The sequence below is a fragment of the Streptomyces sp. NPDC050211 genome (assembly GCF_040656035.1).
In the GTDB taxonomy this organism is placed as follows: Bacteria; Actinomycetota; Actinomycetes; order Streptomycetales; family Streptomycetaceae; genus Streptomyces.
This window is the reverse complement of record NZ_JBFALC010000042.1, coordinates 47,010-68,958: the sequence shown is the minus strand read 5'-3', so window position 1 is coordinate 68,958 and position 21,949 is coordinate 47,010. Positions and strand designations below refer to the sequence as shown.

At 71.4% G+C, this 21,949-nt stretch carries 21 protein-coding genes; 3 read left to right on the top strand and 18 right to left on the bottom strand.

Going from position 1 to position 21,949, the window contains the following annotated elements; translation table 11 throughout:
- Positions 1–10: 10 nt before the first annotated feature.
- From cobA to AB0I98_RS32820, 8 genes are all read right to left on the bottom strand, one after another.
- The gene (gene cobA, locus AB0I98_RS32855) at positions 11–1,243 is read right to left on the bottom strand and encodes a uroporphyrinogen-III C-methyltransferase (RefSeq protein ID WP_362948318.1); all 1,233 of its coding nucleotides are present in this window, start codon (positions 1,241–1,243) and stop codon (positions 11–13) included.
- Between the two features lie 243 nt (positions 1,244–1,486).
- Positions 1,487–5,527 carry a nicotinate-nucleotide--dimethylbenzimidazole phosphoribosyltransferase gene (gene cobT / locus AB0I98_RS32850; protein WP_362948316.1) on the bottom strand — a complete coding sequence of 1,347 codons (4,041 nt, stop codon included), beginning with the start codon at positions 5,525–5,527 and terminating at the stop codon, positions 1,487–1,489.
- Positions 5,528–5,895: 368 nt separating this feature from the next.
- Entirely contained in the window at positions 5,896–7,104 is a 1,209-nt protein-coding gene (gene cbiE / locus AB0I98_RS32845) for a precorrin-6y C5,15-methyltransferase (decarboxylating) subunit CbiE (RefSeq protein ID WP_362948315.1), read from the bottom strand.
- Between the two features lie 115 nt (positions 7,105–7,219).
- On the bottom strand, positions 7,220–7,843 hold the full coding sequence (locus AB0I98_RS32840) for a GNAT family N-acetyltransferase (protein ID WP_362948314.1): 624 nt from the start codon (positions 7,841–7,843) through the stop codon (positions 7,220–7,222).
- Between the two features lie 142 nt (positions 7,844–7,985).
- Complete coding sequence (locus tag AB0I98_RS32835; protein ID WP_362948312.1) at positions 7,986–8,816, bottom strand: MetQ/NlpA family ABC transporter substrate-binding protein; 831 nt, start codon at positions 8,814–8,816, stop codon at positions 7,986–7,988.
- Positions 8,817–8,895: 79 nt separating this feature from the next.
- A complete protein-coding gene (locus AB0I98_RS32830; RefSeq protein ID WP_362948311.1) occupies positions 8,896–9,621 on the bottom strand; it encodes a methionine ABC transporter permease in 726 nt (241 codons plus the stop codon).
- Positions 9,621–10,655, bottom strand: coding sequence for an ATP-binding cassette domain-containing protein (locus AB0I98_RS32825; RefSeq protein WP_362948309.1), 1,035 nt, complete (start codon positions 10,653–10,655; stop codon positions 9,621–9,623). Before AB0I98_RS32825 ends, AB0I98_RS32830 begins: the two co-directional genes overlap by 1 nt.
- Before the next feature lie 314 nt (positions 10,656–10,969).
- Positions 10,970–11,617, bottom strand: coding sequence for an HAD family hydrolase (locus AB0I98_RS32820; protein WP_362948307.1), 648 nt, complete (start codon positions 11,615–11,617; stop codon positions 10,970–10,972).
- 69 nt (positions 11,618–11,686) lie between these two features.
- On the opposite strand from AB0I98_RS32820, the gene AB0I98_RS32815 reads away from it, so the two are divergent.
- A complete protein-coding gene (locus tag AB0I98_RS32815; protein ID WP_362948305.1) occupies positions 11,687–12,046 on the top strand; it encodes a hypothetical protein in 360 nt (119 codons plus the stop codon).
- Positions 12,027–12,467, top strand: a complete 441-nt coding sequence (locus AB0I98_RS32810) for a hypothetical protein (protein WP_362948303.1) — start codon at positions 12,027–12,029, stop codon at positions 12,465–12,467. Before AB0I98_RS32815 ends, AB0I98_RS32810 begins: the two co-directional genes overlap by 20 nt.
- 81 nt (positions 12,468–12,548) lie before the next feature.
- Here the strand turns inward: AB0I98_RS32810 and AB0I98_RS32805 are convergent, their stop codons facing one another.
- The 3 genes from AB0I98_RS32805 to AB0I98_RS32795 form a co-directional block, all read right to left on the bottom strand.
- Entirely contained in the window at positions 12,549–13,046 is a 498-nt protein-coding gene (locus AB0I98_RS32805; protein WP_362948302.1) for a GNAT family N-acetyltransferase, read from the bottom strand.
- 44 nt (positions 13,047–13,090) lie between these two features.
- Positions 13,091–13,597 carry a sigma-70 family RNA polymerase sigma factor gene (locus AB0I98_RS32800; protein WP_362948300.1) on the bottom strand — a complete coding sequence of 169 codons (507 nt, stop codon included), beginning with the start codon at positions 13,595–13,597 and terminating at the stop codon, positions 13,091–13,093.
- A gap of 74 nt (positions 13,598–13,671) precedes the next feature.
- Positions 13,672–14,835 carry a glycerophosphodiester phosphodiesterase gene (locus AB0I98_RS32795; protein ID WP_362948298.1) on the bottom strand — a complete coding sequence of 388 codons (1,164 nt, stop codon included), beginning with the start codon at positions 14,833–14,835 and terminating at the stop codon, positions 13,672–13,674.
- A 388-nt stretch (positions 14,836–15,223) separates the two neighbouring features.
- On the opposite strand from AB0I98_RS32795, the gene AB0I98_RS32790 reads away from it, so the two are divergent.
- Positions 15,224–15,895 carry a lysophospholipid acyltransferase family protein gene (locus tag AB0I98_RS32790; protein WP_362948349.1) on the top strand — a complete coding sequence of 224 codons (672 nt, stop codon included), beginning with the start codon at positions 15,224–15,226 and terminating at the stop codon, positions 15,893–15,895.
- 45 nt (positions 15,896–15,940) lie between these two features.
- On the opposite strand, the gene AB0I98_RS32785 is transcribed toward AB0I98_RS32790, so the two are convergent.
- The 7 genes from AB0I98_RS32785 to AB0I98_RS32755 all read right to left on the bottom strand — a co-directional run bounded on the left by AB0I98_RS32785 (position 15,941) and on the right by AB0I98_RS32755 (position 21,913).
- Positions 15,941–17,164 carry a HAMP domain-containing sensor histidine kinase gene (locus AB0I98_RS32785; protein WP_362948296.1) on the bottom strand — a complete coding sequence of 408 codons (1,224 nt, stop codon included), beginning with the start codon at positions 17,162–17,164 and terminating at the stop codon, positions 15,941–15,943.
- Positions 17,161–17,829 (bottom strand): response regulator transcription factor, encoded by a 669-nt coding sequence (locus AB0I98_RS32780; protein WP_328503890.1) that lies wholly within the window; start codon positions 17,827–17,829, stop codon positions 17,161–17,163. The genes AB0I98_RS32785 and AB0I98_RS32780 overlap by 4 nt, the downstream gene beginning before the upstream one ends.
- Positions 17,830–17,839: 10 nt before the next feature.
- The gene (locus AB0I98_RS32775; RefSeq protein WP_362948294.1) at positions 17,840–18,730 is read right to left on the bottom strand and encodes a trypsin-like peptidase domain-containing protein; all 891 of its coding nucleotides are present in this window, start codon (positions 18,728–18,730) and stop codon (positions 17,840–17,842) included.
- Between the two features lie 127 nt (positions 18,731–18,857).
- Entirely contained in the window at positions 18,858–19,808 is a 951-nt protein-coding gene (locus AB0I98_RS32770) for a VWA domain-containing protein (protein ID WP_362948293.1), read from the bottom strand.
- Positions 19,809–19,818: 10 nt separating this feature from the next.
- Entirely contained in the window at positions 19,819–20,736 is a 918-nt protein-coding gene (locus tag AB0I98_RS32765; RefSeq protein ID WP_362948291.1) for a DUF58 domain-containing protein, read from the bottom strand.
- Positions 20,733–21,719 (bottom strand): AAA family ATPase, encoded by a 987-nt coding sequence (locus AB0I98_RS32760; protein WP_362948289.1) that lies wholly within the window; start codon positions 21,717–21,719, stop codon positions 20,733–20,735. Before AB0I98_RS32760 ends, AB0I98_RS32765 begins: the two co-directional genes overlap by 4 nt.
- Complete coding sequence (locus tag AB0I98_RS32755; RefSeq protein WP_362948287.1) at positions 21,716–21,913, bottom strand: hypothetical protein; 198 nt, start codon at positions 21,911–21,913, stop codon at positions 21,716–21,718. Before AB0I98_RS32755 ends, AB0I98_RS32760 begins: the two co-directional genes overlap by 4 nt.
- Positions 21,914–21,949 lie beyond the last annotated feature (36 nt).

Here is a 21,949-nt window from a genome sequence, read left to right as displayed (position 1 = left end):
TTACCCCGGGTTACGCGGGCGGGTGCGGGCCTACCTTGACCACCTCGCCGATGACGATCACCGCCGGCGGCTTCACCTCGTGGGTGAGCACCGTCTCGCCGGCCGTCGCGAGGGTCGCGTCGACCCGGCGCTGGCCTGCCGTCGTGCCCTCCTGGATCAGGGCGACGGGCGTGTCCGGGGACTTGCCGTGGGCGATGAGCGTCTCGGCGACCTTCCCGATCGTGGCGACGCCCATGAGGATCACCAGCGTGCCGGTGAGCCGGGCGACGGACGGCCAGTCGACCAGGGAGCGCTCGTCGTCGGGGGCGATGTGACCGCTGACCACGGTGAACTCGTGGGCGACACCGCGGTGGGTGACCGGGATGCCGGCGGCGCCCGGGACCGAGATCGAGCTGGAGATCCCGGGCACGACCGTGCACGGGACGCCGGCCTCGGCCAGCGCCTGGACCTCCTCCATGCCGCGGCCGTAGACGAAGGGGTCGCCGCCCTTGAGACGTACGACCGACTTGCCCGCCTTGGCATGCTCGATCAGCGCGTTGTTGATGACCTCCTGAGCCATGAACCGGCCGTACGGCAGCTTCGCCGCGTCGATCACCTCGACGCTCGGGGGGAGCTCCGCGAGCAGGTCACGCGGGCCCAGGTGGTCGGTGATGACCACGTCGGCCTCGGCGAGCAGGCGGCGTCCGCGGACCGTGATCAGGTCCGGGTCGCCGGGGCCGCCGCCGACCAGGGCGACGCCGGGGGTGCGGGTGCGGTGGTGGGGGGCGACGAGGGTGCCGTCGCGGAGGCCCTCGACGACCGCGTCGCGGATGGCGGCGGTGTGGCGGGGGTCGCGGCCGCGCGCCTCCGTCGTGAGGACGGCGACCGTGACGCCCTCGCTGTGGCCGGTGGCGGGGGTCCAGGCGGTGGCCGCGTCGGCGTCGTCGGAGCGTACGCACCAGACACGGTGGCGTTCGGCTTCGGACGAGGCGAGGTGGTTCGCCTTGTGGTCGCTGGTGGCGATGAGGGCGTACCAGGCGTCGGCGAGGTCGCCTTCGGCGTACGGGCGCTTGTGCCAGGTGATCTCGCCCGCGTCTGCCATGGCTTCCACCGACGGGGTCGCCTCGGGTGATACGAGCACGATGTCGGCGCCCGCCGCGATGAGTGCCGGGAGGCGGCGCTGGGCGACCTGGCCGCCGCCGAGGACGACGACCCGGCGGCCGGTGAGGCGGAGGCCTACGGGGTAGGCGGGGTGTTCGGCCATGAGGGTGCGGCTCCTCGAACAGGCGGTGGTTCGGCGGGCGTGCTGCGGCGTTGAAGCGGCCCTGACGTGCGGATTTTAAGGCGCGGGCTCGGTGGGTGGCTTGGGTGGGTGGGGTTTCCTTCCCCAAGCCCGCCCCTTCCCGAAACCGGGGGCTCTGCCCCCGGACCCCCGAAGGTGCGGGTCCGTGGGCGGCTGTGCCCACCCGTTCCGCCCCAGCGGAACGACTGCCCACAGCCGCGCGGCCTACTTCTCAGTTACCCCCGCCGAGTCGAACGTCGCCACCTCGTGCATCGCCCTCGCCGTGCTCTGGACCAGTGGCAGGGCCAGGAGTGCGCCTGTGCCCTCGCCGAGGCGGAGGTCGAGGTCGACCAGGGGACGGAGGCCCAGCTTGTTCAGCGCGGCGACGTGGCCGGGTTCGGCGCTGCGGTGGCCGGCGATGCAGGCGGCCAGGACCTCGGGGGCGATGGCGCGGGCGACCAGGGCGGCGGCGCCGGCGCTGACGCCGTCGAGGATGACCGGCGTGCGGAGGGACGCGCCGCCCAGCAGCAGGCCCACGATCGCCGCGTGCTCGAAGCCGCCGATCGCGGCGAGTACGCCGATGGGGTCGGCCGGGTCCGGCTGGTGGACGTCGATGGCGCGGCGGACGACCTCGGTCTTGCGGGCCAGGGTCTCGTCGTTGATGCCGGTGCCGCGGCCGGTGACCTCGGCGGGGTCCGTGTCGGTGAAGACCGAGATCAGGGCGGCGGACGCGGTCGTGTTCGCGATGCCCATCTCGCCGGTGAGGAGCGCCTTGTTGCCGGCCGCCACCAGGTCGCGGGCCGTCTCGATGCCGACCTCGATGGCCTGCTTGGCCTCCTCGCGGGTCATCGCGGGGCCGGTCGTCATGTCGGACGTACCGGCGCGGACCTTGCGCGGCAGCAGGCCCGGCGTGGCGGGGAGGTCGGCTGCCACGCCCACGTCCACGACGCAGACCTCGGCGCCCACCTGGCCGGCGAAGGCGTTGCAGACCGCGCCGCCGCCGAGGAAGTTGGCGACCATCTGGGCCGTCACCTCCTGGGGCCAGGGAGTGACTCCTTGCGCGTGCACACCGTGGTCGCCCGCGAAGATCGCGACCGCGGCGGGCTCCGGGATCGGCGGCGGGCACTGGCGGGACAGGCCGGAGAGCTGCGCGGAGATGATCTCCAGCATGCCGAGCGAGCCGGGCGGCTTCGTCATCCGCTTCTGCCGCTCCCAGGCCTCGCCGAGCGCCTTGGCGTCGAGCGGGCGGATCTGGGAGACGGTCTCGGCGAGGAGGTCGTGCGGGTCCTCGCCGGGCAGGGCGCGGCGGCCGTACGTCTCCTCGTGCACGACCCAGGACAGCGGGCGGCGCTTGGACCAGCCCGCCTGCAGCAGCTCGGGCTCCTCCGGGAACTCGTCGACGTAGCCCACGCAGAGGTAGGCGACGACTTCGAGGTGCTCGGGCAGGCCGAGGGTGCGGACCATCTCGCGCTCGTCGAAGAAGCTGACCCAGCCGACGCCGAGGCCCTCGGCGCGGGCGGCGAGCCAGAGGTTCTCGACCGCGAGCGCGGAGGAGTACGGCGCCATCTGCGGCTGGGTGTGGCGGCCGAGCGTGTGCCGGCCGCCGCGGGTCGGGTCGGCGGTGACGACGATGTTCACCGGGGTGTCGAGGATGGCCTCGATCTTCAGTTCCTTGAACTGCTTCGCCCGGCCCTTGGGCAGCGACTTGGCGTAGGCGTCGCGCTGGCGCATGGCCAGCTCGTGCATCGTGCGCCGGGTGTCGGCGGAGCGGATGACGACGAAGTCCCAGGGCTGTGAGTGGCCCACGGACGGGGCGGTGTGCGCCGCCTCCAGGACACGGAGCAGGACCTCGTGCGGGATGGGGTCGCTGCGGAAGCCGTTGCGGATGTCGCGGCGTTCACGCATGACCTTGAGGACGGCCTCGCGTTCGGCGTCTTCGTAGGCGGGTGCGGCCGGGCCGGTGGACTCTGGTGTTTCTGCCACTACGGCCGTGCTTTCTTCAAGGTCGGCGGCCCGGGTGTCCAGGTCCTCCGCATGCTGTACGAGTTCGGGGTCGGGCTCCGCGGCCGCGGGCGCGGCATCGCCGTCCCGTGGAGCGGGGACGACGACTGGGGATTCCTGGTGGTCGTCCGCCGGGAACTGCAGGGCCTCCGGGGGCGTCGGCGCGAGGTGCGGGGTCGTCGGCACGGACCCCTCGACCGGGACGAACTGGCCCATCGGCTCCTCCGGCACACCGGCGGCCGGGAAGGTGCCCGTGACATCGCCGTGCTCACCGGGGGCTGCGGCCTCCTCGAACTGCGCCTGTTCGACGACGAGTTCGGCCGGGGCGACGTCCTCGGCGGCGAGCGGCTGAGGCACCTCCGCGTCATCCATCGGCGTGCCTACGGCCATACCGTGCGCCTCGGCCGTCACGGCGTCCGGCGTCTCCGGCTGCGCGGCGACGATCGGCGTGTGCGGCGCCGCGTGCTGCGGGCCCTGGGTGTGATGTGCGTCGGCCGGCGGCTGCTCGTGCGGGTCCTGCGCGAGGATCTCGGCGTCGGCGGGCGGGAGGGGCTGTGCCGCCTCCGGTGCCGCCGGGAAGGGCATGGCGGATTCGGGGGTCTGGGGCGCGGGAGTGGACAGGGCCGGGTCAGCATCCGACGCGGATTCGGGTGCGGATGCGGCCGGGTCGGGGGCGTGCGTGGTTGTGGGGGTGGCCGGGTCGGGGGCGTGGGCGGGCTCTGGTGCGGCCGGGTCGGGGGTCTGAGTGGTCGCGGGGGCGGCCGGGTCGGGGGCCTGAGTGATCGTGACGGCGGCCAGGTCGGAGGCGTGCGCGGGCTCCGGTACAGCCGGATCGGGAGCGTACGCCGACTCCGGTGCAGCCGGGTCAGGAGCGTGCGCGGGCTCCGGTGCGGCTGTTTCCGCGGTGGGTACGACCTCGGGGGTCTGACCGGCGTCCTGAGAGGCGACGGCTTCTGCGAGGTGCCCGGCCTCGGGGAGCCCGGCGTCCGGGGCTGTCACCGTCGTCGGGGCCTGAGCGGCATCCGGGGCAACTCCCATGCCGGGCGACGAATCCGCTTCCGGAGCGGACGGAGCCTCGGCCACCTGTCCGGCGTCCGGGACGACAGAGCCATCGGGCAACTGCCCAGCATCCGAGACCCCAGCGTTCTCAGGCAACTGCCCGGCATCCGGGCCCGCGGCGTTCTCAGGCGCTTGCCCCGCATCCATCACCGCAGGGCCTTCAGGTACCTGCCCCGCATTCGGAACCGCAGCACCTTCAGGCAACTGCGCGGCATCCGGAGCCGAAAGGCCTTCGGCCACCGGCCCGGCGTCAGCGCCGAACTCGGGCTCGGCTCCGGCAGCCTGACCGCCCTCTGCCGCAGCCGCACCATCCGGCGCCGCCCCGCCCTCGGGAGCCGAACCCCCAGGCACCTCACCGATCGAGCCGGCGGTGTCCACGGGCATCTGCCCGGCCTCCGGCCCCACCGCACCCGCCGAGACCGCCGGAGCGGTCGGGACCGGACCACCGTCCGCCCCGTACCCCCCAGCAGAACCCGGCGCAGCCTCTCCGCCGTACGACGCCTCGGCGCCCTCGGCGGCTTCCAGGCTCTCCGCGACGGGCGCAGCCTCGGCGCCCTCCACACCGTACGCACCCTGCTCCGCCTCCGCCGTCCGCGGAGCCGCCACAGCGACGTGAGCCATACCCACCGGCTCGGCTGTCGGGACAACCGTTTCCGCAGGGGGTGCCTCGGTGTGCACCGGGGCCTGGACCGTGCCCGGTGCGGGGGCGCCCCAGGGGGACGCGCCCTGTGGGGCGGACTCGCGCAGCTGCGGGACGTCGAGGTACTCGGGGCCGGTCGGGTACGGGCCCGGTCGGCCGGCGGGGGCGCCGGCGGGGCCGCGGTCGGCGAGGGAGCGGACCGGGCTGGCGGACTGGTCGGGGGTCGGCGGGCCGAGGTGCAGCGGGCGGCGGTGAGTCGTCGCCGGGGTGGACGGCGGCGTCTGCGTGGGCAGGCGGACGCCGCTGAGGTCCACGTTGCCGCTGTCGCGGCCGGCGGTCTCGTGCGGGCCCGGCTCATGGACGGCCTCGACGACCGGCTCGGGGGCGGGCGGAGGTACCTCGTTGCCCCACGCGCCCTGGGCGCCCGGCAGCAGCAACAGGTCTTCGTCCTCGGCGGTGGTCTCGGAGAGGTAGGTGTACGCACCGTGCGCGGGGGCGCCCGGCTGCTCCACCATGCCTGCGCTCTCCGGCAGCCCCTCGCCCGGGACCTGGCCGGTGTCGGTCATGCGTACCCCTCGCCCATCGGTTAGTGCTTCTACGACCTGCTCACCGGGGACGGCGCACCGACCGCCCCCGCAGTGAAGAACGAGCGTGCGTGCCCAGCGGCACGAACGACCCGTCGACAAATGACGACAAAGCCATTAACTGGCATTGTCGCGGCCGTTCCCCCGTCACGACAGCATGATCCGCGACGAGACCGCTGTGGACTGCGCCACGTTGCGCGTCCTCCGGTTCTGCCGTACCACAGCCACCCCAAAACGGGTGCCCTTTCCGGACATTGACCGACGAAGCGCCGGGCGACCGAGTGCGGTACAACGATCGGCCAGCCTACCGCGCGCGGTACGACAACAGGATCACGGGGACGGGATCGGGATCAGCCCGTGCGCTCCGGCAGGACCCCGCTGAGCAGGAACGCGACGCTCCGTTCCCGCTCCGTCCAGGCCCGCGTGTCGAGTTCGACGGACTGCAGCAGGGCGCACTCGACCCGGTAGCCGTGTTCGGTCAGGTCGCGGCCGACGAGTTCGGCGGCGTCGCGGGTGGCCGCGTGGGTGACGATGCGCTGCGGGCGGCGGTCGGCGACCGCGGAGACCACGGCCGCTCCCCCGCCGCCGACCCGGACGACGTCCGGCTCGGGCAGGTTCTCCAGGACGTGCGGGGCGCTGCCGTGCACGACCTGGAGCTGGACGCCGTGGTGCCGGGCGGCGGACTCGGTGCGGGCGCAGGCCTCGGGCGCGCTGTCCACGGCGATGACGGCGGCGCCGGCCCGGGCGGACTCGACGGCGAAGGCGCCGCTGCCGCAGCCGATGTCCCACACGAGGTCGCCGACGCGCGGGCCGAGGCGGGCGAGTTGGGCCGCGCGGAGCGGTTCCAGTTCGCCTTCGCCCATGAGTCCGCCGTACGCCGCGGAGGGCAGGGTCCAGCCGCGCGACCCGGCGGCCGGTTCGCGTCCGGCGATCCAGCCGCCTTCGGCTCCGCCGGCGGTTCCTCCGATGACGATGACCACATTGGGGTCTCGCCACGTGTGGTCGGCGGCCTTGTCGGAGGTGAGGATCGTGACCTGCTCGCGGTCGGTGCCCAGTTCCTCGCAGATGACGAAGGTGCGGTGGACGCCTTCGAGGAGCAGGCCGAGTTCGGCGGGTCCGGCGCCGGGTGAGGTGAGGACGGCGACCTTGGTGTGGGCGCGGCACACGTTCACCGCGCGTCGCAGGGTGCGCCGGTGGGCGACGACCACGTGGGCGTCGTCCCAGGGCATTCCGGCGCGGGCGAAGGCGGTGGCCACGGAGGAGACGGCGGGGACGACCTCGACCTCCAGGCCGAACTCGGGCGCGCGCAGGGTCCGTACGACCCCGAAGAAGCCGGGGTCCCCGTCGGCGAGCACCACCGCGGTGCCGCGGTGCCGGGCGATGCGGCGGGCGGCGAGGGCGACGCTGCCGAGGCGGATCCGCTCGGCGGTGTGCGGCACTTCGGGGAGCGCGAGGTGGTGGGCGGCGCCGGCCACCAGCGTGGCGGCGCCCAGGGCCGCGCGTGCCGCGGCGGTCAGGGGCGAACCGTCCCAGCCGATCACCGTGACCCGGTCGGCCATCGTCGTCAGTCTCCAGAGGGTTTGCGCAGGTCGTCAGGGGGTGGCCCGTACCCGGGCTCCGTGAGAGTACCTGGTGGCGTCGGGAGACCCGCGAGGGTGGTGGCCGCGTGCGGGGTCAGTTCCAGTCGGCGAGCTCGGTGAACCCGCCGTCGCCGACGCCCGCGAGGTCCTCCGGCAGGAGGCTCCACACGATCACATCGGTGCGTACGTCGGCCCAGTCGCCGTTCTCGGTTCTGCTGCGGGCTATCCAGGCGTTGCGCAGGACGCCCTCGCTGATGCACCCGATCTTCTGGGCGACCTGCTGGGAGGCGGTGTTGTCGGCGGCGGTACGCAGTTCCAGCCGCTCGAACTTCTGGTCGTGGAACAGCCACTGGGCGGTGGCGAGGGCCGCCTCGGAGGCATAGCCCTCGCCGCGTGCCCAGGGGGCGATGACGTACGCGATCTCGCTGGCCCGCACCCGCCAGTCGGTGTTCCGCAGGTGCACGATGCCGACGAGACGCTGGGTGAGGAACTCGGTGACCGCGAAGACGATCCCGCGGCCGTCGGTGCGCTCGGCGGGGGCCTGTTCGGTGACCCAGGCACGTGCGTGGGCCTGGGTGTAGGGGTGCGGGGCCGAGGTCCAGGCGGTGACCATCTCGTCGTTCATCATCTCGGCCAGGGAGTCGATGTCCGGCGCCTCGAAGGGGCGCAGCACCAACCGCTCCGTGCTGATGGAGATGTCGGGGAAGGTGCTCGTCATGCGCCGCTCCGTAACCTTCGGAAAACCTGCAGGGCCTGCTGAACTGCCCAGCATGCAGCATGAAAGCACTGAACCGCACCACGGGGTCCACACCAAGTGAGCGTGCGGACCCCCTGCGTGGCGAAACGTCGTGTACGCGCCGTCAGAAGGCGGCGACGACCGCGCCGTCGTACGTGTCCTCGATGAACTTCTTCACCTCGGGCGAGGTGAGCAGCTCGGCCAGCTTCCGCACGCGCGGGTCGTCCTCGTCGCCCTTCTTCACGGCGAGGAAGTTGCCGTACGGGTTGTCCTTGGGCGACTCGGCGACAAGGGCGTCCTCGGCCGGGCTGAGGTCGGCCTCCAGGGCGTAGTTGCCGTTGATCACGGCGGCGTCGACATCGCTGAGGGAGCGCGGCAGTTGGGCCGCCTCGAGCTCCTTGAACTGGAGGTTCTTGGGATTGGAGGCGATGTCCTTGGGGGTCGCCTCGTAGCCGACTCCCGCCTTGAGCTTGATGACGCCGTTGGTCTCCAGCAGCTTCAGCGCGCGGGCTTCGTTGGTGGTGTCGTTCGGCAGGGCGATCGTGGCGCCCTTCTTCAGGTCCGTGAGCTTCTTGACGCCCTGGGAGTACACGCCGAGCGGCTCCAGGTGCACCGTGGCGTCGGGCACGGCCACGATGTCGGTGCCGTTCTCCTTGTTGAAGTCGTCCAGGTACGGCTGGTGCTGGAAGTAGTTGGCGTCGACCTCGCCCTGCTGGACGGCCGTGTCCGGAGTCACGTAGTCGGTGAACTCCTTGACCTCCAGTTCGAGGCCGGCCTTCTTCGCCAGGTTGTCCTTCACGTAGGTGAGGATCTCGCCCTGCGGGGTGGGCGTGGCGGCGACCGTCAGCGGCGCGTTGGCGTCGGCGGAGTCCTTGTCCGAGCCGCAAGCGGTGAGCCCGAGGGTGAGGGCTCCGGCGGCGAGGACGGCGGTGGTGATCTTGGCGGTGTTACGCACGAAAAGTGCCTTTCCTGATGGTGGTGCAACCCCGTGATGGGTGTGACGGGGAGATCGTGGTGGGTGTAGCGGGGAGACCTCAGACGGTCTTGCTGGTGGCCGTGGACGCCTTCAGCAGCCGAAGCTTGGGCGCGGGGCCCGAGGTGCCCCCGCGGCGATGCAGGGAGCGGGCCGCGTAGTCGCCGGCGAACTGGATGAGGGAGATGACCACGGCGAGGATCGCGACGGTGAGCCACATCAGCTCGGTCTCGAAGCGCTGGTAGCCGTAGCGGATGGCGATGTCGCCGAGGCCGCCCGCGCCGACCGTGCCGGCCATCGCGGAGTAGCCGATGAGGGCGACGATCGTGGTCGTGGTGCTGGCGATCAGCGAGGGCAGCGACTCGGGTACGAGGACCTTGCGGACGATCGTCCAGGTGTTGCCGCCCATCGACTGCACGGCCTCGACGAGCCCGCCGTCCACTTCGCGGACAGCCGTCTCAACAAGGCGCGCGAAGAAGGGGATCGCGCCGATGGCGAGCGGCACGATGGCGGCCTCGCGGCCGATGGTCGTGCCGGTGATCGAGCGCGTGAAGCCCATCAGCGCGACCATCAGGATGATGAACGGCATCGAGCGGGCGACGTTCACGATCTGCCCGATCACCCTGTTGGCGACGACGTTCTGGAGCAGTCCGCCCCGGTCGGTGAGGACGAGCAGGACGCCGAGCGGGAGGCCGCCGACGACGGCGATGAGCGTGGACCAACCGACCATGTAGAGGGTGTCCCAACAGGCCTGCTCCAGCAGAGGCTGCATTTCGGACCAGGTCATCACTTGGCACCTTCCGTGAGCAGTACGGGCTCCTGGCCCAACACGTCTATCTGCAGGCCCTGTTCGCGCAGGAAGCCGATCGGCACGACGTTGTCCTCGTAGCGGCCGGGCAGTTCGATGCGCATCCGGCCGACCTGGAGGCCGCCGACGGTGTCGATGGCGGCGCCGAGGATCGAGATGTCGATGTTGTAGGTGCGCGAGAGCTGGGAGATGACCGGCTGGGTGGCGGCCTCGCCCTGGAAGGTGACGTCGACGACGGTGCGGTCGGCGTCAGTGGCCTCGCCGCCCACCGGGAAGAGCGCGGAGGCCAGTTCGGAGCCGGGGGTCGCGAGCAGTTCGCTCACCGTGCCGGACTCGACGATGCGGCCCTTCTCCATGAGCGCGGCCGAGTCGCAGATCGACTTCACGACGTCCATCTCGTGGGTGATGAGCAGGACGGTCAGGCCCAGCTGGCGGTTCAGGTCGCGCAGCAGCTGGAGGATCGAGCGGGTGGTCTCCGGGTCGAGGGCGCTGGTGGCCTCGTCGGAGAGCAGCACCTTCGGGTCGCCGGCCAGAGCGCGGGCGATACCGACGCGCTGCTTCTGCCCCCCGGAGAGCTGAGCGGGGTAGGCCTTCGCCTTGTCCGCCAGACCCACCAGGTCCAGCAGCTCGAGCGCCTTGCGGGAGCGCTCCGCGCCGGACCTGCCGAGGATTTCGAGCGGCAGCTCGACGTTGTCCTGGACCGTCCGGGAGGACAGCAGGTTGAAGTGCTGGAACACCATGCCGATACGGCTGCGCGCCTGCCGCAGTTCCTTGCCGGCACGCGGTCCGCGCCCGGCGAGCGCGGTGAGGTCCTGACCGGCGACGGTGACCGTGCCGGCGGTGGGGCGCTCCAGGAGGTTGATGCAGCGGATCAGCGAGGACTTGCCGGCGCCGGACTGGCCGATGACGCCGTACACCTCGCCTTCGCGGACATGCAGGTCGACGCCGTCGAGGGCGGTCACCTCACGTCCGCGGCCGCGGTAGACCTTTGTGAGGCCGGATGTGGTGATCACTGGGATTCCGTCACTGTCGAGTACGCGGGCGTGGGTGTGCCCTGGTACGGGAGAGAAGATGTGCGCGGGCAATGGGTCACGTACGGCAAACGGCGTACGGACATGCCACGGCGGCTCGCTTCGGGGCGCGAGGCTCAGGGTGGTTCAGGGGCCCTCTAGAAGGCGCACATTCGACACATACAACGAGCACCGGGCGTCATGGTCGCCTCGGTCGCAAACGTGCGGCAGCTCGTCGTGGTCATGCGATCAGTAAACCAGACCTACGGTCCTTACCGAGCGCCGCTGTCCGCATCGTGGACAGCGGTGGACAGGCGTCAGCGGCGGACGGAGATCTCCACTCCCCCGGCGCTGACCAGCGCGGACAGGGCCGACAGATCGGTGACCACCAGATCGGCGTCCAGCTCGTGGGCCTGGTGGGTTGTGGCCAACGCCACGGTGGTCATCCCGGCGGCGCGGCCCGACTGGAGCCCGGCCGGGGCGTCCTCGAAGACGACGCAGTGCGCCGGGTCGACGCCCAGTTCGCGCGCGGCGAGGAGGTAGGGCTCGGGGTCGGGCTTGCCGCGTGTGATGTCGTCGGCGGTGACCATGGTCTTGGGGAGGATGCCGACGGCGTCGAGCCGGGCTTCGGCGAGCCGCCGGGTCGCGGAGGTGACGACAGCCCAGCGGTCCGCGGGCAGCGAGTCGAGGAAGTCCTTCGTGCCGGGCAGCAGGTGCACGCCCCCGTTCGGTACGTCCTCCACCTCCAGCGTCTCGATCCGCGCGAGTGCCTCCGGCACCACCTGCGCGGGCAGCAGCTCCGCGACTATCTCGACGGCCGGGCGTCCGTGCAGCTCGACCCTGCCGAACTCCTCCGTGATGCCGTACTCCTCGGCCCAGCGCGCCCAGCAGCGGTCCACGGAGGCGAGGGAGGAGACGAGGGTGCCGTCGTTGTCGAACAGGAGAGCTTGTGCACGGATCTTCATGCCCTCGACCCTACGGTGCGCCCCGGGGGCGGCCGCATCAGGCCTTTTGGGCCGTAATAGGCTCGCCGCATGTTTGATGCCCTGACGCTGGTGACCGGGGTCGCCGCGCTGTTGCTCGCCGCGTGGTGCGGGTGGGCGGCGTACCGAGATCAGCCGACCAAGGACTGGCACTTCATCGGCATGGCCGTGGTGACGGTACTGGCCCTGGTGCAGTTGGTGATCGGGATCGTGCGGCTGGCGCAGGGCGACGAACCGGAGCAGGGTACGACGATCTTCGTCGCGTATCTGCTGGGTGCGTTCGCGTGTATTCCGGCGGCGGGGTTCATGTCGCTGGCGGAGCGGACGCGGTGGGGTTCCGTGACGGTGGCGGCCGGTGGTGTGGTGCTGGCGGTTCTTGAGGTGCGGCTTTATGACATCTGGGGAGGCTGAGGTGACGGCCGTGGAGGAGAAGCGGATCCGGCTCATCAGTGGGCCCGGGATGCTGCTGGTCTGGTTGTACGGCGTGATGGTCGTCGGGGCCGTGTCCCGCTCGGCCGTGCAGATCGCGACGGAGTTCGACCATGCGCCGCTGGCGTACTCGCTGTCCGCGGTCGCGGGCCTCGTGTACGGCTTCATCACGTACTCGCTGGTGCGGGGTGGGGAGACGGCCCGCAAGGCGGCGTTGGTGTGCTGCGCCGCGGAGCTTTTGGGGGTGTTGACGGTCGGTACGTGGACGTTGGTCGATCCGTCGGCGTTTCCTGATGCGACCGTGTGGTCGGACTACGGCATGGGGTATCTGTTCATCCCTGTGCTGCTGCCCTTGTCCGCGATCTACTGGTTGCGGAGGGCGCGGAGCGAGCAGCCTGGTTGATCATTGTCGGCGGCTTTCCGTCGTCTGTGGCTGGTCGCGCAGTTCCCCGCGCCCCTAGGGGGACGTCAGTGTCGGCGCTCGTCAAGCAGTTGCCGCATATGAACCCGCCGACTTCTCCAGGACGATCATCGGTACGCCGTCCTCGCCCTTTGACGTGCCCACCGTCTGGTAGCCGACCTTGCGGTAGAGGCGCAGGTTGCCCTCGCTGCGGTGGCCGGTGTGGAGGCGGAAGCGCTTGGCGCCGTGTTGTTCGGCGAGGGCGGATTCGGCTGCGCGCAGGAGCCTCGCGCCGATGCCGTGGCCCTGGAGGCGGGGGTGGACGCAGAGCTTGCCGATGGCGGCGGCGCCGTCGTCGGTGAGGGCGCCGCGGACCGAGCCGACCACCTCGTCGCCGAGGCGGGCGACGAAGACGCAGTCCTTGGCGACCTCCTCGCGGACCGAGTCCAGGGGCTGGACCAGCGGGTCGATGCGGTAGTTGCCGTACAGCGCCGCCTCGCTCTGGAAGCAGAGGTACTGCAGCCGGAAGATCTGCTCGGCATCCTGCTCGGCCGCCACGGAGATGGTCACGCTCATGCCCATGTGTGCACGCCTCCCGCTCACCTGTCGCCTGTTGTTCCTCGTTCCTATCCCCGCGCTTCGCGGGCCGCAACCTCCGGCGTGAGCAATCGACGCAGACATCCCAGGCATCTGGAACGTTCCGGACCAAGACTGCCCTGTGACATACCCAACTCCCCCGCGATTTCCCGGTATGTGAGGTCCTTCGGCGACAGGAGGGCTTCCAGGAGGCGGGGGCAGCGGCCGGGGAGGCGGCGCACGGCGTCGCGCAGGGCGCGGTGGCGGGCGGCGGTGAGGGCGAGGTGTTCCGGGCCGTGATCGCTGATGTCGGCGGGTTCGGTGTCGTACGGCCGTTCGTGTCGGTTCGTACGGCGGGCGCGGCGGACCTCGGACCGGACGGCCTCGCGGAGCCAGCGTTGGGGGTCGCTCGGCGGGCCCTCCGCGTCCAGGTGCTCCAGGAGGCGGAGCCAGACCGCCTGCTCCAGGTCGCCGGGCTCGGTTCCGGAGGCATGTGCCTCCGCGGAGGCCTCGGCGGTGAGCAGCGGTCGCAGTGCGGTAACCAGGTCGTACGTCATATGCGACACGACGCGGCCGCCCGGGCTGCGGGTTGCCCGGGCGGCCGGATGTCACCCCAACCGGGGTGGAGGGCTCAGCCGTTGACGAAGTCCTCGCGGGCCAGCAGACCGGTGTCCGGCTGGTCGGTGAAGACGCCGTCGATGCCGGTGGCGAAGTAGGTCTTGTAGGCGCCGAAGACATCGCCGTACGCGTCGGCGTCGGTGCCCTTGCGGAAGTTCGCCGGCAGGAAGGGGTTCTCGTTGCGCAGCGTCCACGGGTGCAGGATCAGGCCCGCCGCGTGGGCGTCCTTGACCAGCGTGGTCGGCTTGGTGATGTTGCCGCTCGCGTCCCTCGGGATGATCAGGTCGAGGGTGGGGCCGATGCCGTTGGCGTAGGAGGCGATCCACTTCAGGCCCTCGGGCTTGACCAGGTCGGCGACCGTGCGCGGGTCACCGGCCTCGACGAAGTCCCAGGGGCGGGTGGTGGGGCCGGACAGCAGCACGGCGAGGGGGTTGCCGACGAGCTTGTTCAGGCGCTGGATGCTGGTCGGCTCGAAGGACTGCAGGATGACCGGCGAGTTCTTCCGGTCCTTGCCGTACTTGCGCAGCAGCTTGGCGACCCGCTCCTCCAGGCCGAGGCCCAGCTTGCGGAAGTAGGTGGGGTGCTTGGTCTCGGGGTAGATCCAGACCTGCTTGCCGCGCTTGCGGGTCTGCTCGTCCTGCCACCGGAGCACCTCTTCGAAGGTGGGGATCTCCCAGCGGCCGTTGTAGAGGGTGTTGTGCGGGCGGTTGGCCGGGATGCGCTCGATCGCGCGCAGGGTCTTCAGCTCGGCGAGCGTGAAGTCCTCGGTGAACCAGCCGGTGGTGGAGACGCCGTCCAGGACCTTGGTGGTCTTGCGGCTCGCGAACTCGGGGTGGTCGGCGACGTCGGTCGTGCCGCCGATCTCGGGCTCGTGACGGCAGACGATGTGGCCGTCCTTGGTCGGCACCAGGTCGCCGGCCTCGACGACATGGGCGCCCATGTCGAGGGCCAGCTCGTATGCGCCGAAGGTGTGCTCCGGCCGGTAGCCGCTGGCACCCCGGTGGCCGATGATCGTCGGTACGGGCAGGCTCCTCACACCGCCGCCCCCGTGGCGTGCGTCGGCTCTCGCCGTACCGGGCAGCCCGAGAACCGCTCCGCCCGCGCCCAGCACCGCCGCGCCGAGCACCGCCCGTCGTCCGGTCCCGTGCGCATGCTCGTTCGACTCCTGCGTCCCCATGAGCGCCCTCCCTCGTTCGGCCCGTTGATGCGGGCCGATCGTAGGGGCGTGCGCATGACGAGCGGGAGACCGGGGTCGGAACACGGGGGTGACGCCTGATGTCGCGTGGGCTCGGGCTTCTGACGGTTCGTCGGCATCGAGTACATGGTTCCGGGTAGGCGATGGTTGACACGGTTGAGGCGCCGTGGCCCCGGCGGGCGCGACCTCCGTCACATCGTTCCGGTCGGATTACCGGCGCGCATCGGGGCGCCACCGCAGGTAAACCTGGGTCAACAGTGCGTAAGACCTCGGTGAACCCGTCATTCCCGATGTGCGCTACCCCCGGGGCCGCGAGTATCGTCCTCACCTGCACAGACTTATACCGAATCCCTTGACACCGGAGGGCCCGTTGTCCCGCTTCGCGCTCATCAAGGCAGTGCTCGGACCGATCATGCGCCTGATGTTCCGCCCACGGGTGGAGGGCGCGGAGCACATCCCCGGCGACGGTCCGGTCATCCTCGCCGGCAACCACCTCACGTTCATCGACTCGATCGTGCTGCCGCTGGTCTGCGACCGGCAGGTCTTCTTCATCGGCAAGGACGAGTACGTCACCGGCAAAGGCTTCAAGGGCCGGGTGATGGCCTGGTTCTTCACCGGCGTCGGCATGATCCCCGTGGACCGGGACGGTGCGAGCGGGGGTGTGGCCGCGCTGATGACCGGGCGCCGGATCCTGGAGGAGGGCAAGGTCTTCGGCATCTACCCGGAGGGCACGCGGTCGCCCGACGGGCGGCTGTACCGGGGGCGTACGGGGATCGCCCGCCTCACTTTGATGACCGGGGCGCCGGTCGTGCCGTTCGCGATGATCGGCACGGATAAGTTGCAGCCGGGCGGTGCGGGTATTCCTCGGCCGGGTCGGGTCACCGTTCGTTTTGGTGAGGCGATGGAGTTTTCGCGGTACGAGGGGATGGACCGCGACCGTTACGTTTTGCGGGCTGTGACCGATTCTGTGATGGCTGAGGTCATGCGGTTGTCGGGGCAGGAGTACGTGGATATGTACGCGACGAAGGCCAAGGCTGCGTAGTTGTCTGCCGGTCCGTGGGGGCTGGTCGCGCAGTTCCCCGCGCCCCTAAAGGGGCGCCACACTCCCGTCGGGTGGTCCGCCAACCCTGTTCCCCTCGCCCGGTGCCGGGAACCACAGTACGAACGTAGAACCCTTCCCCACCTGCGAGAACAACCGGATCTGGCCGCCGTGTGACTCCACTATCTGGCGGACGATCGCTAGGCCCAAGCCCGCGTGGCGGTCCCGGCTCCCGCCATTGCCCTTCGCTCGCCAGAAGCGGTCGAAGACTCGGGACTGGTCGTCGTCGATGATGCCGGGGCCCTCGTCTCGGACGGCTACCCAGAGCCAGCCCTCGGTGCGGCCCGCGGCGACGGTGATGAGGGTGCCGGGTGGGGAGAGTCGTACGGCGTTGGAGAGCAGGTTGCCGACGGCGCGGCGGAGGGCGTCGTGGTCGCCGATGACGGTGAGGCCGGGGGCGAGGCGGCGGTGGAGGGTGAGGCCGCGTTCGGCGGCGAGGGGGGTGAAGTCCTCACAGGCCTCGGATGCCGCGGTGGCCAGGTCGACGTCGGCGTCGGCGAGGGCGGGCGCGCTGCGGCGGGCGGTGGCGAGGAGGTCCTCGACGAGGCGGGTCATCCGGGTGGTGGCGCGGTCGACGCTGCGGGCGGCGATGCGCCGCTCGTCCTCGTCGGACTCCTCGGCCGTGAGGACGGCGTCGACGTTGGCGCGGATGATGGCTAGCGGGCTGCGCAGTTCGTGGGAGGCGTCGTCTATCAGCTGGCGCTGGGCGCGGAACGCCTCGTCGAGCCGGTCGAGCATGGAGTCGACGGTGTCGGCGAGGTCCCGCAGCTCGTCCTTGGGGCCGCCCAGCCGGATGCGCTGGGAGAGGTCGGTGGCCTGGATGTCGGCGGCCGTACGGGAGATGGCGCGTACGGGGCGCAGCGCGCGGCCGGAGAGGATCCAGCCGATGGCGAGGCTGGCGACGGCGAGGCCGCCGAGCAGGGCGAGGGAGAAGCGGCGGAGGTTGGCGAGCGTCTCGTAGTTGACGGCCGCCTCTACCTGCTCGACCTTGACGGCGTCGAACTCCCCCACCTCCTCGCCGTTCACGATCTTCGTGACCGAGAACTGCTTGGTGACCGGTTTCGCCTCGCCGCTGCGTTCGACGGCGAGATAGGTGCCGAGCAGGACGAGCGCGGTGAGGATGAAGAGGAGGCCGGAGTAGAGGACGGTGAGGCGGAAGCGGATGGTGTGGGTGAACGCCGGGAGCCGCAGACGCCGTAGGACGGACTTCATGACGTCTCCTTCAGCCGGTAGCCCTGCCGTATCACCGTCTCGATGAGTGGATCCTCGTCACCGGTGATCTTCCGGCGCAGCGAGCCGACCGTGACCCGCACGGTGTTGGTGAACGGGTCCGCGTGCTCGTCCCAGACGTGCTCCAGCAGTTCCTCAGTGGGTACGACGCGTCCGGGGCGGGTCATCAGATAGTGCAGGACGCCGAACTCCTTGGGTGTGAGCTGGAGTTGGCGGGCGCCGCGGAACGCCTCGAAGCGGGCCGTGTCCAGGCGCAGTTCGCCGACCTCGACGACCGAGGTGCCGCCGTCCTCGCGGCGGAGCAACGCCCTGATGCGGGCGAGGAGTTCGGGCAGGGCGAAGGGTTTGACCAGGTAGTCGTCGGCGCCCTCGTCGAGGCCGCGAACCCGGTCCGCGAGCCGGTCGCGCGCGGTGAGCATCAGGATGCGGGGGCCTCCGGGGGTGGTGCGGATGGCGCGGCACACCGCGAAGCCGTCGCCGTCGGGCAGGTTCAGGTCCAGCAGCACGAGGTCGTAGTCGTTGACGGCGAGCTTCTCGGTCGCGGTGTCGACGTCCGGGGCGACATCGACCGCGTAGCCCGCCCTGACCAGCCCGACCTTGAGGGCGACGACCAGGTCCTCCTCGTCCTCGACCACGAGCAGTCTCATGTACGACCACCTACCCACCGTCGATGATGGTCTCCGCGGCGTCCGCGGCGTCGGCCACGGGGATCGCGAAGCCGATGCCTATGGAGCCGCCCCTTTGCTGGTCCAACGTCGCGATGGCCGTATTGATGCCGATGACCCGTCCATCGGCGTCGACCAGCGGCCCGCCGGAGTTGCCGGGGTTGATCGAGGCGTCGGTCTGCAGTGCGCGCTGCTGCCGTCCGCCGCCCGTGCCTTCGCCCAGTGTGACGGGGCGGTCGAGGGCGCTGACGATGCCTGAGGTGACGGTGCCGCTGAGGCCGAGCGGGGAGCCGATGGCGAGGACGGTGTCCCCGACGGCCGGGCGTCCGGCGGTGGCCAGTTCGGCGGCCCGCAGCCCCCGTGCCGTCTCCGGCTCCAGTACGGCCACGTCGTGCGCGGGGTCGTCGCCGATCACCTGGGCGCTGAGCCGGCGCCCGTCCTGCAGCTCGACGGACACGCGCGAACTCCCGTTCACGACATGCGCGTTGGTGAGGATCCGCCCCCGCTCGTCGAACACGAACCCCGAGCCCTGCCCGGACGCGGTCACCACGGAGACCACGCTGGGCAGGACCCGGGCGGCCACGGCTTCGAGGTCACCGGAGGCGACGGTGGCGGTCGGGGCGGCGGGGTCGCTGTCCCCGAAGGCTCCGGCCACGTATCCGGCGCACCCGCCCGCGAGGACGGCGGCGAGGATCGCGGCGGTGAGGGGGCGGCGGGTAGTGGGGGTGCGGGGAGGGGACGGGGGCGGCGATTGTGGGGTGGAGTAGGGGGTGGGAGTGACAGGAGTGGTCTGTGCGTACGGGTCGATGGGCGCCGGGGGACGGCCGGGCAGAAAGGCGGGGCCGCGCGGGTGGCCGAGACCGAGGTGCGGAACGTCGGGCATGGGCGCCTCTCCCGGCCCCGCGCCTCCACCCCCGTCCGGTGCGTCAAGCCCCTGCTCCCCCGGTGAGCCGGGAGGGCCGGTGTACGACTGGTCGGGCATCGTTCCTCCAACGTCGGTGAATGGGCCGTCAGGGCAGCCGGGAGAACCAGAGCAGCGAGGTCGCCGCGGCGGCCAGGGCGGTGATGAGGCCCGCGGCGACGAACCACTGCCAGATCTCTCGCTCCTCGGTGCGATGGCCGACGGAGCTGCCGATGTCCTCGTAGACGGCCTGGAGTTCCTCGCCCGTCGCGGCCTCGTGGAAGTCGCCGCCCGTGCGCTCAGCGAGGGCCTCCAGTGCGGGGCCGTCGACGGGGACTTGCAGGACACGGCCGTCCGGGAACTCGATGACCCCGTCCTCGGTGCCGTACGCGATCGTCGAGACCGGGATGCGGTCGGCGGCGATCTCCGCGGCCGCCGATTCCACTGAGCGTCCCGCGGTGTTGGCGCCGTCGGACAGCAGCACGACGTGCGCGGGCGGCGGCTCGGTCTCGGCCTCCTTGTCGAGTGTCCGGATGGCGTCCCGCGAAGCCATCACGGCGTCGCCGATTGCCGTGGCCTGACCCGGGGTGAGCTGTTCGATGGCCCGGCGCAGCACCACGCGGTCGGTGGTCGGCGGGACCGCGACGGTGGTGGTACCGCTGAACGGCACCAGTCCGACGTTGAACCGCTCGGGCAACAGGTCGACGAAAGTGACGGCGGCGCGCTTGGCGGCGTCCATGCGGGTGGGCTCGACGTCGGTGGCCTCCATGGAGCCGGAGACATCGAAGGCGATCATGATGGTGGCCCGCTCGCGCGGCACCTGCACATCTGCGGTGGGGCGCGCGAAGCCGACGACCAGCAGCCCGAGCGTGGCGCAGAAGGCGGCGGCGGGGATGTGCCGCCGCCATCCGGGCCGGCTGGGCGCGACCTTGTCGAGCAGATCGAGGTTGGTGAACCGGACGGCGTACCGGCGCCGGCGCCGCTGCACCAGCAGATATGCGCCGATCAGTCCGGCGAGCGGCACCAGGAGCAGCAGCCAGCCGGGTGAACTCAGACTCATCGGACCTCCTTCATGCGGCGCCGCCTCCCGCTCGACGCCGCTGGTCCTCGACGTACCGGACGACGTCCTTCACCCAGTCCCGGTCGGTACGGAGCCTGAGGTGGGCGGCGCCCGCGCGGCGTATGGACTGCTTGATGACGGCCCGCTGCTCCAGCGCGGCTGCGGCATACCGTTCGCGCAATCTCCGTGCGTGGGTGGGGATGTCGCGCCTGCGGCCGGTCTCCGGGTCGACGACGGTGAGCAGTCCGACGTCGGGCAGCTCCAGCTCGCGCGGGTCGACGGTCTCGATGGCGAGGACCTGGTGGCGGCGGGTGGCGATGCGCAACGGCCGCTCCCAGCCGGTCTCCAGGAAGTCGGAGACGACGGCGACGAGTCCGCGCGCGGGCAGCGCGCGCAGGGCCACCAGGGCGTCGGCGAGGGTGTGTTCGGGGACGCCCGCGTTCACCCGGGGGCGTTCGAGGGCGGCGCGCAGGATGGTCAGCATGTGGTGGCGTCCGGTGCGCGGCGGGATCCGCTGGATGCCGTGCGGGCCCGTGATCTGCGCCCCGAGCCGGTTGCCGGCCCGCTCGGTGAGGAACGCGACGGCTGCCGCCGCGCCTACGGCGAGGTCCCGTTTCTCCATGCGGGCGGTGCCGAAGTCCATGCTCGCGGAGGTGTCGAGGACGATCCAGGTGGTGAGTTCGCGGTCGGCGAGGGTGAGGCGGACGTGGGGGACGGTGGTGCGGGCGGTGGCGTTCCAGTCCATCCGGCGTACGTCGTCGCCGACGACGTACGGCCGGGTCTCCGAGACCTCGCTGCCGGGACCGGGCAGCAGGGAGGCGTGGTCGCCCTGGAGGAGTCCGTCCGGGCGGCGGGTGAAGATCAACTCCAGGTGCTTGAGGGCCTGTTCGGGGGTGAGTTCGTGGAGCGTGGGGGTGGTGCCGCTCATGCCGCTTCCTCCTCGGCGGCCTGACGGGGGCTGATACGGGGCTGCTCGACCGCCGTCAGGACCTCGTCGACGATCGCGCCGGGGGCGATGCCGTCGGCGAGCGCGTCGAAGGACAGGACGAGACGGTGCGCGATGACCTCGTGCGCCAAGTCGCCGACGTCGGCCGGCAGGACGTATCCGCGACCCCGCAGCAGGGCCAGGGCACGGGCAGCGGCGACCAGGCCGAGCGTGGCCCGCGGGCCCGCACCGTGCGCCAGCCTCCGCTCCGGTCCCGCCTGTTCGCGAGTCGCGCAGACCAGTCGTACGGCGTACTCGGCGACCGCGTGGTGCACGAACACCTGGTCCGCGGTGCGTTGGAGCGCGATCAGCCGCTCCGGGGTGAGGATGCGGCGGGGGCTCGGCGGGTCGACGCTCATCCGGTAGAGGATGGCGAGTTCCTCGGACTCGCTGGGCGCCGGAACCTCCACCTTGAGCAGGAAGCGGTCGCGCTGGGCCTCGGGGAGGCGGTAGACGCCCTCGGACTCGATCGGGTTCTGGGTGGCGAGGACGAGGAACGGCTCGGGGACGGGGATCGTGGTGCCGCCGATGGAGACCTGGTGCTCGCCCATGACCTCCAGGAGCGCGGACTGCACCTTGGCGGGGGCGCGGTTGATCTCGTCGGCGAGGACGACGTTGGCGATCACCGGGCCGGGTTCGATGTCGAACGCCTCCTGGGACGGACGGTAGATCCGGGTGCCGGTGATGTCGGAGGGAACGAGGTCGGGGGTGAACTGCAGCCGGGCGAACTCGCCTCCGGCCACATGGGCGAGGGTCTTCGCGGCCAGGGTCTTGGCGACTCCGGGCACGCCCTCCAGCAGACAGTGGCCGCGGGCCAGGATCGCGGTGAACATGCGCTCCACCATGCGGTCCTGGCCGACGATGACCCTCTTGACCTCGAATAGGGCCTCTTCGAGGAGCTTGTCCTGCGGGGGTTCGGCGGTCACAGCGCGGACGCCGGGTCGTCGGACGGGGCGGTGCCGTCCTTGTCCGGGCAGTCGTCGTGATCCGTGACGACGAACCTCACGTTCTCGCGGGGCGCCTCGTCTCCGTCGGCGGCGAGTGCGATGCCGCCTCCGGCGAGGGTGGCGGCGGTGAGGGCGCCGCCGGTGACCAGGAGTATGCGTGTACGTCGTGTCATGGTCTTTGGCTCCTTCGGCCGTGGGGAACGACGTCG

Coding starts and splice junctions, on each gene's coding strand:
- AB0I98_RS32815 (WP_362948305.1), top strand. CDS start 11,687: ATGTTTGATGCCCTGACGCTGGTGACCGGGGTCGCCGCGCTGTTGCTC.
- cobA (WP_362948318.1), bottom strand. CDS start 1,243: ATGGCCGAACACCCCGCCTACCCCGTAGGCCTCCGCCTCACCGGCCGC.
- AB0I98_RS32775 (WP_362948294.1), bottom strand. CDS start 18,730: ATGCCCGACGTTCCGCACCTCGGTCTCGGCCACCCGCGCGGCCCCGCC.
- AB0I98_RS32805 (WP_362948302.1), bottom strand. CDS start 13,046: ATGGGCATGAGCGTGACCATCTCCGTGGCGGCCGAGCAGGATGCCGAG.
- AB0I98_RS32820 (WP_362948307.1), bottom strand. CDS start 11,617: ATGAAGATCCGTGCACAAGCTCTCCTGTTCGACAACGACGGCACCCTC.
- AB0I98_RS32755 (WP_362948287.1), bottom strand. CDS start 21,913: ATGACACGACGTACACGCATACTCCTGGTCACCGGCGGCGCCCTCACC.
- AB0I98_RS32780 (WP_328503890.1), bottom strand. CDS start 17,829: ATGAGACTGCTCGTGGTCGAGGACGAGGAGGACCTGGTCGTCGCCCTC.
- cbiE (WP_362948315.1), bottom strand. CDS start 7,104: ATGGCCGACCGGGTCACGGTGATCGGCTGGGACGGTTCGCCCCTGACC.
- AB0I98_RS32800 (WP_362948300.1), bottom strand. CDS start 13,597: ATGACGTACGACCTGGTTACCGCACTGCGACCGCTGCTCACCGCCGAG.
- AB0I98_RS32840 (WP_362948314.1), bottom strand. CDS start 7,843: ATGACGAGCACCTTCCCCGACATCTCCATCAGCACGGAGCGGTTGGTG.
- AB0I98_RS32830 (WP_362948311.1), bottom strand. CDS start 9,621: ATGACCTGGTCCGAAATGCAGCCTCTGCTGGAGCAGGCCTGTTGGGAC.
- AB0I98_RS32785 (WP_362948296.1), bottom strand. CDS start 17,164: ATGAAGTCCGTCCTACGGCGTCTGCGGCTCCCGGCGTTCACCCACACC.
- AB0I98_RS32795 (WP_362948298.1), bottom strand. CDS start 14,835: ATGGGGACGCAGGAGTCGAACGAGCATGCGCACGGGACCGGACGACGG.
- AB0I98_RS32770 (WP_362948293.1), bottom strand. CDS start 19,808: ATGAGTCTGAGTTCACCCGGCTGGCTGCTGCTCCTGGTGCCGCTCGCC.
- AB0I98_RS32765 (WP_362948291.1), bottom strand. CDS start 20,736: ATGAGCGGCACCACCCCCACGCTCCACGAACTCACCCCCGAACAGGCC.
- AB0I98_RS32810 (WP_362948303.1), top strand. CDS start 12,027: ATGACATCTGGGGAGGCTGAGGTGACGGCCGTGGAGGAGAAGCGGATC.
- cobT (WP_362948316.1), bottom strand. CDS start 5,527: ATGACCGACACCGGCCAGGTCCCGGGCGAGGGGCTGCCGGAGAGCGCA.